We start from the raw sequence: 15864 nt of genomic DNA, 5'->3' as shown, positions 1-15864 counted from the left end.
CTAGTGCCCACTTTCCGAAGTTCGTGCTCCATCGCAGCGCCCACCTTCACGAACTTCGGAAAGTCATGGGCTACTCACAAATTTATTGATTCTAGTACCGCTTTATCGATCTGAAGTCCCTGATCGAATTCGCCGCTTGTGGTGCAGGGACGTCAGATCGGCGGTACTAGCGGCCGGCCTCACTCCTGGGCCGCCAGCCGAAACCACCAGCGACATTGCTTCTCGCTCGCGTATGGGGGTATTCCATGCAACCCTCATTGGCTTCATCTGTCGATCGGATGATCGTGAATTTAATGACATTTGCAGACGCCAAACCACCTCGAAGACTGCTCTACGTCGTCAACGAGGATTGGGCCTTTCTGTTGAACCGCCTGCCAATGGCGCGGGCGGCCAAAAAGGCCGGTTTCGAAGTGCATGTCGCCACCCGCGTCAACGAGGGTGCGGCTGCCATCGAAGCTGAAGGATTCACGCTGCACCCGATCCCCTTGCGTCGCGGCGGCACCTCGCCGCTGTCGGCCATGCGGGCGATCCTCGCGCTTCGGCAAATCACCGGCCGCATCAGGCCGGACATTGCCCATCATTCCGGCCTGCAATGTTGTGTCTATGGATCGATCGCGGCCTTCGGCCGGCGGTTTCCCTATGTCAGCGCATTGACCGGAATGGGCTATGTTTTTACCTCGGCGACGTGGCGGACCCGCTTGCTGCGCGCGATTCTGAAACGGCTGTTGCCTGCGCTCCTCGATCGACCAGGCGATGTGGTGCTGGTCCAGAATCCGGATGATCGCGCCGCTCTTATCGATCTCGGGATCAGCGAGAAGTGCATCGTTCTGATTCCGGGATCCGGTGTCGATACCGACGCCTTGCAGCCTTTGCCCGAACCCGACGGACCGATCACATACGGCTTTGCCGGACGTCTGCTGACTGACAAGGGCATCCGCGCGCTGGTCGCAGCGCACGGCATCGTCCGCAGCCAAGGCATGGAAACCAACCTGCTCATTGCCGGAAATCCGGACCCGGCCAATCCTGCCTCGGTCTCCATGGAGGAGGTGAACGAGTGGACGCAGCGTCCTGGCATCACCTGGCTCGGGCACGTCAAGGATATCGCCTCGCTGTGGGGGCGGTGTCATTTCGCGATCCTGCCGTCGCATCGCGAAGGCCTGCCCGGAAGCTTGATGGAGGCCGCCGCCTGCGAACGCGCGATGATCGCAACCGATGCGCCAGGCTGCCGCGAGATCGTGATCAACGACCAGACCGGTCTGCTGGTGGGAATCGAAGACCCGAAGGCGCTCGCCCAGGCGATCGCGAAGCTAGCGACCTCGCCTGCATTGCGCGCACGATATGCGAAGGCCGCGCGGGAACTGGTCGTAAGCCAACTCTCGGCCAAAATCATCGGCGAGCAGATTGTTCGGCTTTATGAAGATACGACCGCGGCGCGCTCTGGTCCAAAACTTCCGTTTTGACAGGGGTTCCGGCAGGCGCCGATCAATTCCGGTTACCTCGCAGAAAGGAACGAGACCTGCGGTAACCGCAAGGGGATCGTAATCGAACAGGATTGTCGAGTGCGAAGCGGTCTCCTATACCTGCAACATAACAATAAGAGGGACGGTTGCTCGTCCCGTTGATCTCGTCGGAGCCGCCCAAAATGCCATCCCCGCGCGCCTCGCAGGCCCTCGCCCGCTTCACCGTGCTTGACCTCACCCGCGTCCGGGCCGGCCCGACCTGCGTGCGGCAGCTGGCGGATTGGGGCGCCAACGTCGTCAAGATCGACGCGATTCTGGAGGATGGCGGAGAACAGCTCGGCGGCCCGCGCCACGGCTCCGACTTCCAGAATTTGCACCGCAACAAACGGGCGATGGCCCTCAATCTGAAGAAGCCGGAAGGCCTCGAAGTCTTCAGGCGGCTGGTCGAAAAGGCCGACGTCATCGTCGAAAATTTCCGTCCCGACGTGAAGGCAAAACTCGGCGTCGATTATGAGCGCGTGCGCAAGATCAATCCGCGCATCGTTTACGGCTCGATTTCCGGCTTCGGCCAGGATGGCCCCTATCACAAGCGTCCGGGCTTCGATCAGATCGCGCAGGGCATGGGCGGTCTGATGTCGATCACGGGCGCGCCCGGCGAAGGCCCGATGCGGGTCGGCATTCCCGTCGCCGACCTCACGGCGGGCCTGTTTTGCGCGATGGGAATCCTCACCGCGCTGCTCGAGCGCGACGTTTCCGGCGAAGGCCAGTGGGTCAAGACTTCGCTGTTGCAGGCGCAAGTCTTCATGCTGGATTTCCAGGCCTCGCGCTGGCTGATGGACCAGGACGTCGCCAGGCAGGCCGGCAACGACCACCCGACCTCGATCCCGACCGGCGTGTTCAGGACCTCCGACGGCTACATCAATATCGCCACGACCGGCGGGCGGATCTGGTACCGCTTTTGCGAGGCGCTCGGGGCGCCCGACATCGCGAACCGGCCGGAATACGCCACGGGGCCAGACCGCTCGAAGAACCGGAAAGCGCTCAACGCCGAAATCAACAAATTCACCGAGAAGAAGTCGAGCGAGACCTGGGTGACGGAATTCAATGCCGCCGGCGTTCCCTGCGGCCCGATCAATTCCATCGACCAGGTATTTGCGGATGCGCAGGTGGAGCATCTCGGCATCGCGCAGGATGTGCCCAACCCGGAAGGCCGTCACATCCGCCTCGTCGGGCAGCCCTTCACGTTGTCCCGCACGCCGAGCAAGATGGCGGCGCGGCCGCCGGAATTCGGCGAGCAGACCGACGAAATCCTGGCCGAGTTTGGGTTCAATTCAGATGAAATTGGCAAACTGAGGCAAAGCAAGATCGTATAGGGCTTTGCAACGCGGGGGAGCCTCGTGATCTCAATCTGAGGGTGTAGCCGGCCGCGCCAACCCTTGCCGCACGGGACGCCAGCGGCTATGGAGGAGTCGGCCTGCTGATTTTGGCCACTGAGCCCTGCCTGATGTCGCGATAGGCAGTGCTGACGGGGGGGCCGGATACATCGATCGGGTGCATGCAGCGTGACAGTCATGAAGCGGCTGGTGACGATTTCGATCCCGGTCCTGAACGAAGCAGACAACATAAGACCGCTCATGGAGCGGCTGCGAGCGGTCGCCGAAATCCATCATCGCTACGATTTCGAATTCTTGTTTACCGACAATGCGAGCACCGACGCGACATTCGAGCGGCTCGCCATCGAGGCACGAACCGATGACAGGGTTCGCGTGATCCGGTTCACGCGAAATTTTGGTTTTCAGACGTCGATCCTGACCAATTATCTGAATGCCAGAGGCGATGCCGCGATTCAGATCGATGCGGACCTTCAAGATCCCCCGGAGCTCTTTGGAGAGTTTCTCGAAAGCTGGGAGCAAGGCTACAAAGTCGTCTACGGGATCCGGCGCAGCCGACCGGAAAATCCCCTCCTGAGCATCCTCAGGAAGGTCTTTTATCGGGTTCTGGCGAGACTCAGCAGCGTCGACTTGCCGGTCGACGCCGGCGATTTCCGTCTGATCGATCGGATCGTCATCGAGGACTTGAGGCGGATAAAGGACGAGACCCCTTACATCAGAGGCGCGATTGCGCATCTCGGCTACCGCCAGACCGGGATTCCATATGACCGCTCCGAGCGTCAGCGCGGCAAAAGCAAATTTCGTCTTTTCTCGTTGATCCGTCTCGGCGTGGACGGCGTTTGTAGTCAGTCCACCAAGCCGCTGGAGCTGATCACGCTTTTCGGAACGACGCTTAGTGTTTTATCGCTTCTCGGCGCAATCTTTTATCTCGCCTGGTCGTTTTTGGCCGCAGGCAAGCCGCAAGGATTCACTACTCTGGTCATCCTGATCCTGCTGTCAACCAGTGTTCAAACGGCCTTTATCGGCCTGCTCGGCGAGTATATAGGCCGCATCTTCAAGAACACGCGGCAGATGCCGGCACCGATCATCGACCAACGTATCGAGCCGATGCGATCGCGCGACGCGGACCTTTCTCCTGCACAGGGTCCGCAATCCGCCAGCACAACGAGCCAAGCGTAAAGCCCGCGTTCCGAGGAAAGCAATGGATCCGCAACAACAAGCCATCGCCGAGGAATTTGACCGATACAGGGAGTCCTATGACGACGCCGTCAATCGAGCGATCGCGTTCTCAGGACAAAAAGTCGAATCGTTTACCAGGGCCAAGGCTCATGACCTGTTGCGAACCATCGCCTCGCATTTCGGTTCGCAGCGCGAGTTGAACCTGCTCGATGTCGGCTGCGGCATCGGCAACTATCACCCGTTCCTCACCCCGGTCGTTGGCAGTGTCAGCGCCGTCGACGTGTCGAGCGCCTGCATCGCGAAGGCAAAGGAACGGAACCCGGTGGTTTCCTACTCGGTCTATGATGGCGACCGGCTGCCTTATCCAGATGAGAAATTCGACGTCGCATTTTGTGTCTGCGTTATTCACCACGTTCCTCCGGGACGCTGGCAACAGTTCGTGAACGAGATGTGTCGCGTCACGCGCGCCGGCGGCTTGATCGTCGTCTATGAACACAACCCCGCCCATCCCCTCACTCGTAAGGTTGTCCACGATTGCGCGTTCGATCGTGACGCCGTTCTTCTCACCATGGCGCAATCGCGTGCGCTTCTGGAAGGCGCGGGTTGCGCCGACGTTACGACGAGGTCGATACTGACCCTGCCGCCGATGGCGGGGCTCGCGGAAAGGCTCGATGGGCTGTTCGCGCGCTTGCCGTTCGGCAGCCAGTATCGCGCGCTGGGCCGCGTCACGTGATCGCCGACGCGCTCATCTCGCCGTCGCCCGTACGCGACTAAGCGCCGCTGCGCATGCACGATAGATCGACACAGATCGAAGCTCCACACGGACCAGATGGAATGGCGCGGTCTTCCACCATCGAACGATGGCTTCGCGTTCCGCTGCTGCTCGTACCTGTCGCCCTCTGGATCTGGCTATGCCGGGACTGGCCGACACGCCTCGGCTTCTGCTCAGACGACTGGATGGTTTTGCTGCATCCTTTCGTCGGCACCGCCGAAGCCTTCCGGGATACGCTAAGGCTAGTCGCGACGCGTCCCGTTTCGGCGCCTTACATCTGGCTGGCGCAAGTGATCACCGATTGGTCGCCGGTCCGCGCGCAGTTCCTGAACGCAGCCATGCTGCTGATCGCCTCAGCAAGCGTAGGACTACTTGCCGGGGCTCTCATAACCGCGGTTCGCAATCTTAGAACTGGAGCATCGGTCGGCGCTTCAGTCGCTGCCGCTACTTTTATCGTCTTTCCCTCCACCATCGGGACGTTTGCCTGGGGGGTTGGCGTCACCACCGCGATTCCGGCGCTGCCGTTGTTCTGTCTCGCCACAAGCCTTCTTCTGCATTCCGGAAACAGCCGGTGGCGGCTCGGTGCAGGGCTCGTGTTGGCGCTGCTGTCCCACCTGTCGTATGAAGCCTTCTATTTCCAGGAAATAGTCTTTCTGCTGCTTGCGGCGACGCTTCGCGGAAGTACCATCAAGGAAATGCCATGGCGTGCGGTCGCAGGCACCGTATTGATCAACGTCGCTTGCCTTGCTTTCAACCGCTTGATTCCCGGAGGCGTGCAGAAGTCCTTCCATTGGGACTTCATTCATATCTTCATCGGTGGCTATTCGCATATTCTCGCGATCCTGGGTCACGCCGCGCGCGAACATAAATTCCTGATTGCCGGGACGGTGATTGTCGCGGGTCCATCAGGCGCCATTTGTCTGGCCCGACTCGTCGGCGCCTCGAGGATGGGTCTGGCGTTCCTCCTGGTGGTCGGCGGGATTGTCGCCTCGGGGTTGCTCTACGCCTCCGCCGGCTATGGACTTGCTTCAGAAGGGCCGATGGCGCGGGTCTCCATTGTCATTGCTACATACTATGCCATCGTCGCCGGCGTGCTCGCGGCGGCTGCCTGCTGCATGCCTGGTGGGAGTCGGTTGCCGGCCGTCACCTTTTGTTTTTCGGCAGCCATAGGCCTGATTGCGCTTGAACTGACGGCGCGGGCTCGGACCGGCGAATGGGCAGAAACCTGGTCGTACGAATTGGCAAGACTATCGCGATTGCCCGCAGCCGTTACGTCCGGAAACATCCCTGCTGGCGGCGATCAGCGTATCTACGTTGCCCTCGAGGATGGGCCGCCGCTATCCCTTGCCGCTGCCACCGCGCCCTGGGAAATCGCCGGGGCGGTAGCGTGGGCTTCCTACAAGATGACGAACAACCGATTGCTGACGATCGATCTCTGGAAAGGCAGCCGCACCTTACCCAGATGGTTTGCCGCCAGTCACGGATGGTTCAACCGGTGGGACGGACAGCGTTTTGAGCAAGGATTTTGCCACGGTGCGGTCATCTACAGTGCCGCCGGGCGGGAGCTCTGGTCCTGGAACTCCTCGACGGGCGATCTCCGCAAGGTCGATACGATCTGGGAGCATGGTTGCAACTAGTGCTCCGATTCCGAAGTTCGTATCATATTGCGGCTCCACGTTTACGAACTTCGGAATCAACGGAGCACTAGCCAATTATATGATTCTAGTGCGGTTTAGAATTTGAAGTTCCTATGACGAGGTTACCGCGAAGCTGATAGGAACTTCAAATTCACCGCACTAGCTAGCCATGCGCCGCCCGGTCTGGACGCATCGTCCGCGCTGACGTCATCAAGACGTCAGGTGAATATTGATCTGCGAGGTCCTGGAAAAAGGCATTCGCAGGAAATCCAGCGCAGCAAAGCCGATATGGAACAGCGGTGTGAGGCGGTGCTCAATCGAGGGGCGCTGCGCGGAGACCCGACAGAGCCCGAGCTTCCGCAGTTCGTTGATCATGCTCACGGTCCAGAACGGAGCACCTTGCGTGTACGAGCAATGCGCGACCTCGAAGCCGGCAGCCTTACAGTGGCGGACCAGGCTATCCCTGGTGAAGAGAACGAAGTGGCGCGGCGTGTGGTACCCGCCCCATGAGCGGTTCCTGAAAAGACGGGCATCAAGCGCATCGAAGTTCGGCGTCTTGATCCAGATACGTCCACCAGGCTGCAACAGCTGCTTTGCCTTGCGCAGAACCGCCATGGGATCGGTCACGTGCTCGATGAGGTTCAGCATCAGGATAACATCGAACCGGTCGTCTGTTTCAAACTTCTCGAATGTCGTCAGATGATAAGCGTGCCCGTTTGCGCGGGCGATATCCTCGGCGCGCGGATCGATGTCGACCACTGCCGTCCGCTTCACCCGCGGATCTGCCCGCTTGAGATCATTCAGCAGCCAGCCGCTGCCGCCGCCAACGTCAAGTGCAGCCAGGCTCGAGCCCTTGATGTTGCGCGTGAGGGCGGCAAATGCCCGCTCGTCCAGGAATCGCTTGATGCGCTGGGCGATCGATCGTTCGGCATCGACATGGAACGAGTAGTAATTGGTCGGGTAAATCTCTTCCAGGCGATCCGACGGCATCGGGTCGAGGAACAGGACATCGCAGTCGTGACAGCGAAAGAAGGTGAAATCGTCGGCGCTCGTGAAATATTCGATATCCTGCGCGGTCGCGTAGAAGGAGCAGCGCGGCCGGGCGCATATGGGGCACGCGGGTGTTGTGCTCATCGAACGTGAAACAGTGTCATGAAAGTCTGGAAGTAGCTCGATCGGCGCATCGCGATCACATTCGCAACACCCGTGTCGAGAAGATAGCTCTCGAGTTCTGGCAGGTTCGTATACGAAAGTGACGGCTCCCAGTGGTGCAGCAAATGCCGGTTGAACCCCGCCCCACCAAAGATCGACGAGAACGGGTCCGAACCAAAGATGCGGGTGTAGGCGCCATGATCCGTATTGAAGTAGTTCGTGCCGGGACTAGCGCGATCGTCGCGGTGTTCCAATAATTGACGCAGTGCGCCAAAGAACGGGAAGATCGCGCCGACACCGGCAATCCACGACAAGCTCAGCCAGATCGAGCCGAGAAAATATGTTGCCGCAAGTATGAGCATATGGGCAATCAATCCCGCCAGGCCCACATACTTGCCGCGCTGATGGGAGACCGCCTGTTCCTGCGTCGCTTTTCTCGACGAAAGCACTTCAAGCACGCGTATTCCGAACAACCCTTTGGCGATGAATACGAGATTCAACGGGAAGAAATAGGTCATCTCGCTATCGTTGACACCGCCCAGTTCGCGATGATGCTGAAAATGCACGACGCGATACTTCTGGACCGAAGAGCCGATCATCCAGGCAATCAACAGGTTGGAAATGAAGTCGCTACGTTCCCGATCGGGGCTCAGGTTGAAATGAGCGCCCTCATGAATGAATAACTGCAGGTAGGCGATCCAGAAACCGATCGATATCGCACCGATAGCGGCTGCGAGCCACGGGCTCAGCAGGCCGCGCGACGGCAGCGCAACGACAAGAACACATGTTGCCAGCAGACTTGCGTAACCGAGAGCGATATCGAGCCATACGCTGCGGTAGCGCGGGGAAAGGCTTTTCAAAAAATCGTGGTAGCGAATGCCACGGCTGTCGACGATTTGAGGCCGCAGCAGATGGAACGATTTCGAATAATCGGTCGCCATGTCGATAGCGGGCCTAATCGGCGTGTCAATCGTCATGGTCACCGTGAGTTGTCACTTGTGTCATTCTGAGTGCCGGCAGATCATATACACAACGCTGCATTCGAGGAAAACCTCCCAAATCGAAAAACCTCGTGCAGCTAGCTATAGAGGAATACTCATCGGTCCGCCCGCTCCCCAAACGCCCCTGCCAATGCCTCGTGCTCGGCCTGCAATACGCCGCGCTCGGTGATCAGCCCGCTGACGAGCCGCGCCGGCGTAACGTCGAAGGCGTAGTTGGCGACCGGCGATCCGTCAGGGACGATCCGCACGGTCTCGATCCGGCCGTCTTGTGTGCGGCCGGTCATGGTGGCGACTTCTTCCGCCGCCCGCTGCTCGATCGGAATTTGCCGTCCATCCTCAATGGAAAAGTCGATCGTCGGCGACGGCAGCGCGACGTAGAACGGCACGCCGTTGTCATGGGCGGCGAGCGCCTTCAGATAGGTGCCGATCTTGTTGCAGACGTCGCCATTGGCGGTGACGCGGTCGGTTCCGGTGATGACGAGATCGACCATGCCGTGCTGCATCAGATGGCCACCGGTATTGTCCGCGACTACCGTGTGCGGCACGCCGTGATGGGAAAGCTCCCAGGCGGTGAGCGAGGCGCCCTGATTGCGCGGACGGGTCTCGTCGACCCAGACATGAATCTTCAAGCCGCGATTATGCGCCAGATAGATCGGCGCGGTTGCGGTTCCCCAATCGACGGTCGCAAGCCAGCCGGCATTGCAGTGGGTGAGAATATTGATTGCCTCGCCCGGCTTCTTGCGCGGCGCAATCGCCTCGATCAGGTTAAGGCCGTGGCTGCCGATCGCCTGATTGATCGCGACGTCCTGCTCCGCGATTTCATCAGCGCGCACATAGGCGCTAGCTGCGCGCGCCGACGGAGAAAGCGGCGAAAGCGCCTTTCGCATTTCATCCAGCGCCCATTTCAGGTTGATCGCCGTCGGACGCGTCGCGATCAGAATTGAACAGGCGCGCTCCAGCGCGGCATCGGAAGCATCCCTTCGCATCGCGAGCGCAACGCCATAGGCCGCGGTCGCGCCGATCAGCGGCGCGCCGCGCACCAGCATGGAGCGGATCGCCTCGGCTGCGTCCTCGCAAGACGTCAATTTCGCGACGACGAATTCATGTGGCAGGCGCCGCTGGTCGATCGCAGCGACCGTCCAGCCATCCGAATCAACCCAGATGCTGCAAAAATGTCTGCCGTCGACCTTCATTTCCGCAACACTCGCCCGGCGATCGCATCCAATTTCTTCAACAGTTCGCCATCTCGCGCCTCCGGTGCGGTAATCAAGGCGGAATCCAGTGCGCGGTCCGAACCGATCGGGCAGGGTTCGTGGTCACGCGGAAAATCCCTCGCCAGCCGCGCCACCAGACCGCGCGCCTTCTCGGCATTGGCGTTGAGCACGCGGATGATGTCGGCCACCGTGACGGCATCATGATCGGGATGCCAGCAATCGAAGTCGGTCACCATCGCCACGCTCGCGTAGCAAATCTCCGCCTCGCGCGCGAGCTTGGCTTCCGGCATGTTGGTCATGCCGATCACGGAGTAACCCTGCGATTTGTAGGTCATGCTTTCAGCGAGTGTCGAGAATTGCGGTCCTTCGATGCAGACATAGGTGCCGCCGCGCCCGAACGGAATGCTTTCGGCTTCCGCGGCGGCCGCCAAATGCAATCGCAAGCGCGGCGAGACCGGATGCGCCATCGAGACATGGGCGACGCAGCCCTTGCCGAAGAACGAGCTCTCGCGCCGATAGGTGCGGTCGACAAACTGATCGATCAGCACGAACGTGCCGGGCGGCAGTTCCTCCTTGAAGGAACCGCAGGCCGAGAGCGAGATCAGGTCGGTGACGCCGGCGCGCTTGAGTACATCGATATTGGCGCGATAGTTGATGTCAGACGGCGACAGCCGATGCCCCTTGTCGTGCCGTGGCAGGAACACGATCGGCAGGCCGGCAATGGTGCCGTGACGCAAGGGCGCCGACGGCGCGCCCCACGGGCTTGCGGCCATTTCGTCGCGGGCATTTTCAAGTCCCGGCAGATCGTAAATGCCGGACCCTCCGATAATGCCAAGCACCGCTTTTGTCATGATTGCTCCAGACCGTTTTGATGGCGACTATATCGCAGAGCCATCTTCAACTAATGTCGTGGCGCTGCAAAGGCTTCTACTGGTTTTCTCATTTGCTCAAAGGAAAGCTGATGTCCAGTGCAAAGGATCGGGCTGAGGACAAGACCAGGCGTCAATCTGTTATCGGCGCCTGCCGTGACATGAACCGCCTCGGCATCAACCAGGGCACCTCGGGCAATATCAGCCTGCGGCATGAAGACGGCATGCTGATCACGCCGACCTCCGTCCCCTACGACACGATGCGGCCCGAGCAGATCGTATTCATGAAACTCGACAGCGCCCCTGAAGCCGGCCAGCGCCCGTCGAGCGAATGGCGCTTTCACCGCGACATTCTGAAAGCGCGCCCCGACGTGAACGCGATCGTCCATGCACATCCGCCTTATTCGACCATCCTCGCCATCATGGGGCGCGAGATTCCGCCGGTGCATTACATGATCGCTTGCGCCGGCGGCGACACGATCCGCTGCGCGCCCTATGCAACGTTCGGCACCGAAGAATTGTCGCGGCACGCGGTGGCCGCGCTCAGGGATCGTTCAGCCTGCCTGCTCGCCCATCACGGCATGATCGCGGTGGGTGCTTCGCTCGCCAAAGCCATGTGGCTTGCGGTCGAGGTCGAGACCCTGGCGCGGCAGTATCACGGCTGCCTGCAGATCGGCACGCCGCCTTTGCTCTCAAAAGCCGAGATCGAAAACGTTCGCACACGGATGGCGGGTTACGGCGTTGGCGACAGCGAAAGCTAGATAGGACGATTCGGCCGGACCAAAAGCTTCAGCGCGTGAGGGTGCTGCGCAGGGCCACTGCGGTTTCACCCTCAATCGTGAGTTGAATAGAATTCGTTCGAAATCAAGGATTTGGCGCCACGCCTAAATCTTCACCACAACCTCCAGCGGCGCAATTGTCACCGCTGTGGTTTTCGCGTGACAGACGCAAACCCTCTCCGGTTGTATCGTTCGTCTAATATTTTGGGTTGGAGATTTTGCCATGAAGCATTTGTTAATTGGAATTTCTGCCGCAGCCTCGCTGCTGGCGACGGGCGCGCTCGCTGCCGACCTTCCGGCCAAGGCGCCCGTCTACACGAAGGCTCCAGCTTACGTCGAGCCGATATACGACTGGACCGGCTTCTATGTCGGCGGCAACGTCGGCTACAGCTGGGGCCGAGCCAGCGACTCGACCACGATCACGAATGCCGCAGGCACTGTGCTGTTCTCGGGCACCAACCGGACGGACCTGAACGGCATCGTCGGCGGCGGCCAGATCGGCTACAACTGGCAGATGCAGAACTACCTGTTCGGCCTGGAGGCAGACATCCAGGGCTCGGGCGAAAAGGGCACCCACGACTATCTCTGTCCGACCAGCACCTGTATTGCTCCCGTCCTCGGCGCTCTCGTCGTTCCAGGACCCGCGGTCTCGGAGGCTTTGAGCCAGAAGATCGACTGGTTCGGCACGGTTCGCGGACGCGTCGGCGTGCTCGCCGCGCCACAGATTCTGCTCTACGCGACTGGCGGTCTCGCCTATGGCGAAGTCAATTCCAACGCGACGATCGCACCGGTCACGACGGGTATCTCGGCCGCGATCCCTGGCGTCAATACCACCAATGTCGGCTGGACGCTCGGCGCCGGTATCGAAGGCGCAATCGGCGGCAACTGGACCGCGCGGGTCGAATATCTCTATGTCGATCTCGGCACGGTGAGCGGATCGTTCGCGACGACGATCGGAACGACCAATCTGGTCAGCAACTACAGCACGCGCGTCACCGACAACATCCTGCGCGCCGGCATCAACTACAAGTTCGGCGGACCGGTCGTGGCGAAGTACTAAGAACAACAACCCTTTCGAATAAAAAGCCCGGCTTTCCGCCGGGCTTTTTATTGGTCGTCATCCGAAGCGAAGCCGGGCCGGAATTTACTTGCCCTTGAAATTCGGCGCGCGCTTGTTGAGGAAGGCGTCCATGCCCTCGCGGAAATCCTCGCTCATATAGGCCTTGAGGATCAAATCCTCGCCCTCGTCGCGGGACAGCGTACGGCGGATGCGGCGCACGGCTTCCTTGGTGACTTCCAGCGTGATCGGCGCGTGGCCGGCGACGAGCTTCGCGGTCTCGTCCGCGCGGCGCTGCAGCGTCTCGATGTCGGGCACGATCTCGTTGAGCAGCCCGAGCGCGAGCGCCTCCGGCGCCTCGACCAGCCGTGCCTTGAAGATCAGGTCCTTGGTGCGCGCAGGCCCGATCAGCGAGACCAGGCGGGAGATGTTGGACATCGACAGGCAATTGCCGAGCGTGCGGGCGATCGGAAAGCCGATACGGGTGGCCGCAGTGCCGATGCGGATATCGCAGCAGGCGGCAATGCCCGCGCCGCCGCCGGTGCAGGCGCCGGCAATGGCCGCAATCACCGGCACACGGCACTGCTCCAGCGTGCCGAGCACGCGGTCGATCCGCGCTTCATAGTCGAGCGAGTCCTGCGCGGTCTTGAAGGCGCGGAACTGCGAGATATCCGTGCCCGAGGCAAACGCCTTGTCGCCCGCGCCGGTGATGATCAGCGCCTTGATCGAGCGATCGGCGTTGATGCTTTCGCAGATCGAGGCCATCTGCTCGTACATCGCAAAGGTCAACGCATTGCGCGCCTGCGGACGGTTGAAGGTCATCCGCGCGATGCCGTCCCGAGCCGAATAGATCAGGTCTTCATTTGCGGTTACGGGGGCGTTCATATCGCGCTCCTTCTGTTTTGTTGGATCGAAGACGTTATGGCTTCACGCCACAGCCGCCTTGGATTGCGGCATGGCGACGACGTCGCGGTTCTTCAGGATGTCCATCGCGGCAAGCACGCCGCCCGTGCGATGCGGCACCTTGGCGAGATCGAGCCCCATTTCGACGCCCGACAGCGTGCCCATCAGCATCAAATCGTTGAAGTGGCCGATATGGCCGATGCGGAACGCCCTGCCCTTGATCTTGCCCAGGCCCGTGCCGAGCGACATGTCGAAGTTTTCAAGCACCACCTTGCGGAACGCATCCGCATCGTGGCCCTCCGGCGTCATGACGGCGGTCAGCGCCGGAGAATAGGCGTTCGGATCGAGACAGACGAGATCCAGCCCCCAGACCTTGGCCGCGGCGCGCGTGGCTGCCGCATGGCGCTTGTGGCGGGCGAAAACGTTCTCGAGGCCTTCTTCCTCCAGCATCGCGATCGCCTCGCGCAACGCGAACAGGAGGTTGATCGCCGGCGTATAGGGGAAGGTGCCTGCCTTGTTGATCGCGATCATCTCGTGCCAGTCCCAGTAGGACCGCAGCGACGTGTTGGTCTTGGAGGCCGCGAGCGCCTTCTCCGACACCGCGTTGAAGCTCAAGCCCGGCGGCAGCATCATGCCCTTCTGCGAGCCGCCGACGGACACGTCGATGCCCCAGGCGTCGTGCTCGTATTCGAGCGAGGCGAGGCCCGAGATGGTGTCGACCATCAACAGTGCCGGATGGTTGGTGCGGTTGAGCGCCTTGCGGACGTCGAGCGGATGGGTGACGCAGCTCGTCGAGGTCTCGTTATGAATGACGAGCACGGCCTTGATCTTGTGCGCCTTGTCGGCGGCAAGCCGCGCCTCGATCTCGGCCACGTCAGCGCCGCGGCGCCAGTCGGTCGGCAGGAATTCGAGGTCGAGCTTGAACTTCTCGGCGATGCCGCGCCAGAGCACCGCGAACTGGCCGGTCTCTGCGAGCAGCACCTTGTCGCCGGGCGAGAGCGTGTTGACGATCGCCGCTTCCCATGCGCCGGTGCCCGACGACGGAAAGATGATCACCGGCTGTGAGGTGCGGAAAATCCGCTGCATGCCCGAAAACACCGCAAAGCCGATCTCGGCGAACTCAGGACCGCGATGGTCCAGGGTCGGCATGTCCATGGCCCGAAGGACCCGGTCCGGAATATTGGTCGGGCCAGGAATCTGAAGAAAATGCCGTCCTGTATGCAGGGCCATGGGGCGTCCTTCCCTAAGGAATCTCAATGCGAGCTTCGCGTACCATCGATTGGCCGCGTTGTCCCCTACCGAGTGCCTCACCGTCAATGCATAAGAAGGGGCAGCCGGTGCCGCCCTTATCCTGCCGCTTCACAGATCACTCCTCCCGCATGCTGAAGCCGTAATCAGATCGTTCAAGGTTTCCTGGAAAGGCCTCGGAGTACTCTCAAAGCCGTCGCCTCCATGCATCGTCCTCGCCCCGCGCCCGGCGCTTCTTTTGCCTTTCGAAAAAAAGCGGTTGACGGATATGTAAGTATATACTTACAGTAAGTCATGACTAACACATTAGCCTTCGCCGCGCTTGCCGATCCAACCCGCCGCGCCATCTTCGAGCGGCTGGCTGTTGGGCCGCGGGCGGTGGGCGAGCTGGCCGACGGCATGCCGGTGAGCCGGCCGGCGGTCTCCCAGCACCTGAAGGTTCTGAAGGAGGCCGGGCTGGTGACCGATCGCCCGGAGGGCGCAAGGCGCGTCTACCAGATCGACCCGGCCGGCCTTGGACAGATTCGCGCCTGGCTCGACCGATTTTGGAACACGGCGTTGGAGTCCTTCAAGGCCGAGGTCGAGCGCGAGGAGAACGCATGAACCTGACCATCCAGCCCGCCGCGATCCGCAAGAGCTTCACGGTCAAGGCTCGGCCGGAGAAGGCATGGGAAGTGTTCACCGCCGGCTTCGGCCGCTGGTGGCCGAAGACCCATTACATCGGCAACTCGCCGCTGAGCGATGCTGCGATCGAGCCGCGGGCCGGCGGTCGCTGGTACGGCATCCACGAGGATGGAGTAGAGCGGCCGTGGGGCCAGGTGAAGGTCTGGGAGCCACCGAAGCGGCTGCTGCTGGACTGGCAAATCTCCCACGAGTGGGGCTACCGGAGCGACCTGCATACCGACGTGGAGATCCTGTTCACCGCCGTCGGCGAGGCCGAGACGCGGATCGACTTCGAGCACCGGGGCCTGGAGGCCTTCGGCGATAGCGAAGCGGCCGCCAACACCCGCGCCGGCATGGACCGCGGCTGGGGGCTGATCCTCGAGGGCTTCAAGGCCGCGGTCGAAGCCTGACCCGACTGAACCTGAAACGGAGACAAATCATGTCGACAATGGTGATCCACGGCATCCCTGGCAGCCCCTACGTGCGGATGCCGCTGTTGGCCAGCGAAGAGAAGAGGGTGTCAGTAATTCTGTGTAAGC

At 61.1% G+C, this 15864-nt stretch carries 15 protein-coding genes; 9 read left to right on the top strand and 6 right to left on the bottom strand.

Annotated features, from left to right (window positions below; genetic code table 11):
- The first annotated feature begins 293 nt into the window (after positions 1-293).
- The 5 genes from M6D32_RS19685 (at position 294) to M6D32_RS19665 (ending at position 6439) form a co-directional block, all read left to right on the top strand.
- Positions 294-1460, top strand: coding sequence for a glycosyltransferase family 4 protein (locus M6D32_RS19685; RefSeq protein WP_298259293.1), 1167 nt, complete (start codon positions 294-296; stop codon positions 1458-1460).
- Between the two features lie 182 nt (positions 1461-1642).
- On the top strand, positions 1643-2833 hold the full coding sequence (locus M6D32_RS19680) for a CoA transferase (RefSeq protein WP_298259291.1): 1191 nt from the start codon (positions 1643-1645) through the stop codon (positions 2831-2833).
- A 198-nt stretch (positions 2834-3031) separates the two neighbouring features.
- Positions 3032-4030 (top strand): glycosyltransferase family 2 protein, encoded by a 999-nt coding sequence (locus M6D32_RS19675; protein ID WP_298259295.1) that lies wholly within the window; start codon positions 3032-3034, stop codon positions 4028-4030.
- Positions 4031-4052: 22 nt separating this feature from the next.
- On the top strand, positions 4053-4763 hold the full coding sequence (locus tag M6D32_RS19670; RefSeq protein WP_298259289.1) for a class I SAM-dependent methyltransferase: 711 nt from the start codon (positions 4053-4055) through the stop codon (positions 4761-4763).
- 101 nt (positions 4764-4864) lie between these two features.
- Positions 4865-6439: a hypothetical protein gene (locus M6D32_RS19665; protein ID WP_298259287.1), complete on the top strand. Its 1575-nt coding sequence runs from the start codon at positions 4865-4867 to the stop codon at positions 6437-6439.
- A gap of 210 nt (positions 6440-6649) precedes the next feature.
- Here the strand turns inward: M6D32_RS19665 and M6D32_RS19660 are convergent, their stop codons facing one another.
- The 4 genes from M6D32_RS19660 to M6D32_RS19645 form a co-directional block, all read right to left on the bottom strand.
- The gene (locus tag M6D32_RS19660; protein ID WP_298259285.1) at positions 6650-7573 is read right to left on the bottom strand and encodes a class I SAM-dependent methyltransferase; all 924 of its coding nucleotides are present in this window, start codon (positions 7571-7573) and stop codon (positions 6650-6652) included.
- Positions 7570-8568: a fatty acid desaturase gene (locus M6D32_RS19655; protein ID WP_298259283.1), complete on the bottom strand. Its 999-nt coding sequence runs from the start codon at positions 8566-8568 to the stop codon at positions 7570-7572. Before M6D32_RS19655 ends, M6D32_RS19660 begins: the two co-directional genes overlap by 4 nt.
- A 119-nt stretch (positions 8569-8687) precedes the next feature.
- Positions 8688-9785: an S-methyl-5-thioribose-1-phosphate isomerase gene (mtnA, locus tag M6D32_RS19650; RefSeq protein WP_298259281.1), complete on the bottom strand. Its 1098-nt coding sequence runs from the start codon at positions 9783-9785 to the stop codon at positions 8688-8690.
- Positions 9782-10657, bottom strand: a complete 876-nt coding sequence (locus tag M6D32_RS19645) for an S-methyl-5'-thioadenosine phosphorylase (RefSeq protein ID WP_298259279.1) — start codon at positions 10655-10657, stop codon at positions 9782-9784. The genes mtnA and M6D32_RS19645 overlap by 4 nt, the downstream gene beginning before the upstream one ends.
- Before the next feature lie 110 nt (positions 10658-10767).
- Between M6D32_RS19645 and M6D32_RS19640 the strand changes: the two genes are divergently transcribed.
- Both M6D32_RS19640 and M6D32_RS19635 read left to right on the top strand, forming a co-directional pair.
- A complete protein-coding gene (locus M6D32_RS19640; RefSeq protein WP_298259277.1) occupies positions 10768-11436 on the top strand; it encodes a class II aldolase/adducin family protein in 669 nt (222 codons plus the stop codon).
- Between the two features lie 241 nt (positions 11437-11677).
- On the top strand, positions 11678-12514 hold the full coding sequence (locus M6D32_RS19635) for an outer membrane protein (RefSeq protein WP_298259274.1): 837 nt from the start codon (positions 11678-11680) through the stop codon (positions 12512-12514).
- 84 nt (positions 12515-12598) lie between these two features.
- Here M6D32_RS19635 and M6D32_RS19630 read toward each other — a convergent pair whose 3' ends face one another.
- Positions 12599-13396, bottom strand: coding sequence for an enoyl-CoA hydratase/isomerase family protein (locus M6D32_RS19630; protein ID WP_298259272.1), 798 nt, complete (start codon positions 13394-13396; stop codon positions 12599-12601).
- 42 nt (positions 13397-13438) lie between these two features.
- Complete coding sequence (locus tag M6D32_RS19625; protein ID WP_298259269.1) at positions 13439-14644, bottom strand: aminotransferase class V-fold PLP-dependent enzyme; 1206 nt, start codon at positions 14642-14644, stop codon at positions 13439-13441.
- 312 nt (positions 14645-14956) lie between these two features.
- Between M6D32_RS19625 and M6D32_RS19620 the strand changes: the two genes are divergently transcribed.
- Positions 14957-15265: a metalloregulator ArsR/SmtB family transcription factor gene (locus M6D32_RS19620; protein ID WP_298259267.1), complete on the top strand. Its 309-nt coding sequence runs from the start codon at positions 14957-14959 to the stop codon at positions 15263-15265.
- The gene (locus tag M6D32_RS19615; RefSeq protein WP_298259265.1) at positions 15262-15735 is read left to right on the top strand and encodes an SRPBCC family protein; all 474 of its coding nucleotides are present in this window, start codon (positions 15262-15264) and stop codon (positions 15733-15735) included. The genes M6D32_RS19620 and M6D32_RS19615 overlap by 4 nt, the downstream gene beginning before the upstream one ends.
- Positions 15736-15864 lie beyond the last annotated feature (129 nt).

Origin of the sequence: Bradyrhizobium sp. (genome assembly GCF_027307225.1) — a bacterium.
GTDB lineage: Bacteria > Pseudomonadota > Alphaproteobacteria > Rhizobiales > Xanthobacteraceae > Bradyrhizobium.
Note: the sequence above shows the minus strand (reverse complement) of the source record. Positions and strands in the feature narration are given on the sequence as shown.

What these genes read in the sequence shown, in the direction of transcription:
- M6D32_RS19685 (WP_298259293.1), top strand. Translation starts at nt 294, where the DNA reads ATGACATTTGCAGACGCCAAACCACCTCGAAGACTGCTCTACGTCGTC.
- M6D32_RS19680 (WP_298259291.1), top strand. Translation starts at nt 1,643, where the DNA reads ATGCCATCCCCGCGCGCCTCGCAGGCCCTCGCCCGCTTCACCGTGCTT.
- M6D32_RS19675 (WP_298259295.1), top strand. Translation starts at nt 3,032, where the DNA reads ATGAAGCGGCTGGTGACGATTTCGATCCCGGTCCTGAACGAAGCAGAC.
- M6D32_RS19670 (WP_298259289.1), top strand. Translation starts at nt 4,053, where the DNA reads ATGGATCCGCAACAACAAGCCATCGCCGAGGAATTTGACCGATACAGG.
- M6D32_RS19665 (WP_298259287.1), top strand. Translation starts at nt 4,865, where the DNA reads ATGGCGCGGTCTTCCACCATCGAACGATGGCTTCGCGTTCCGCTGCTG.
- M6D32_RS19660 (WP_298259285.1), bottom strand. Translation starts at nt 7,573, where the DNA reads ATGAGCACAACACCCGCGTGCCCCATATGCGCCCGGCCGCGCTGCTCC.
- M6D32_RS19655 (WP_298259283.1), bottom strand. Translation starts at nt 8,568, where the DNA reads ATGACGATTGACACGCCGATTAGGCCCGCTATCGACATGGCGACCGAT.
- mtnA (WP_298259281.1), bottom strand. Translation starts at nt 9,785, where the DNA reads ATGAAGGTCGACGGCAGACATTTTTGCAGCATCTGGGTTGATTCGGAT.
- M6D32_RS19645 (WP_298259279.1), bottom strand. Translation starts at nt 10,657, where the DNA reads ATGACAAAAGCGGTGCTTGGCATTATCGGAGGGTCCGGCATTTACGAT.
- M6D32_RS19640 (WP_298259277.1), top strand. Translation starts at nt 10,768, where the DNA reads ATGTCCAGTGCAAAGGATCGGGCTGAGGACAAGACCAGGCGTCAATCT.
- M6D32_RS19635 (WP_298259274.1), top strand. Translation starts at nt 11,678, where the DNA reads ATGAAGCATTTGTTAATTGGAATTTCTGCCGCAGCCTCGCTGCTGGCG.
- M6D32_RS19630 (WP_298259272.1), bottom strand. Translation starts at nt 13,396, where the DNA reads ATGAACGCCCCCGTAACCGCAAATGAAGACCTGATCTATTCGGCTCGG.
- M6D32_RS19625 (WP_298259269.1), bottom strand. Translation starts at nt 14,644, where the DNA reads ATGGCCCTGCATACAGGACGGCATTTTCTTCAGATTCCTGGCCCGACC.
- M6D32_RS19620 (WP_298259267.1), top strand. Translation starts at nt 14,957, where the DNA reads ATGACTAACACATTAGCCTTCGCCGCGCTTGCCGATCCAACCCGCCGC.
- M6D32_RS19615 (WP_298259265.1), top strand. Translation starts at nt 15,262, where the DNA reads ATGAACCTGACCATCCAGCCCGCCGCGATCCGCAAGAGCTTCACGGTC.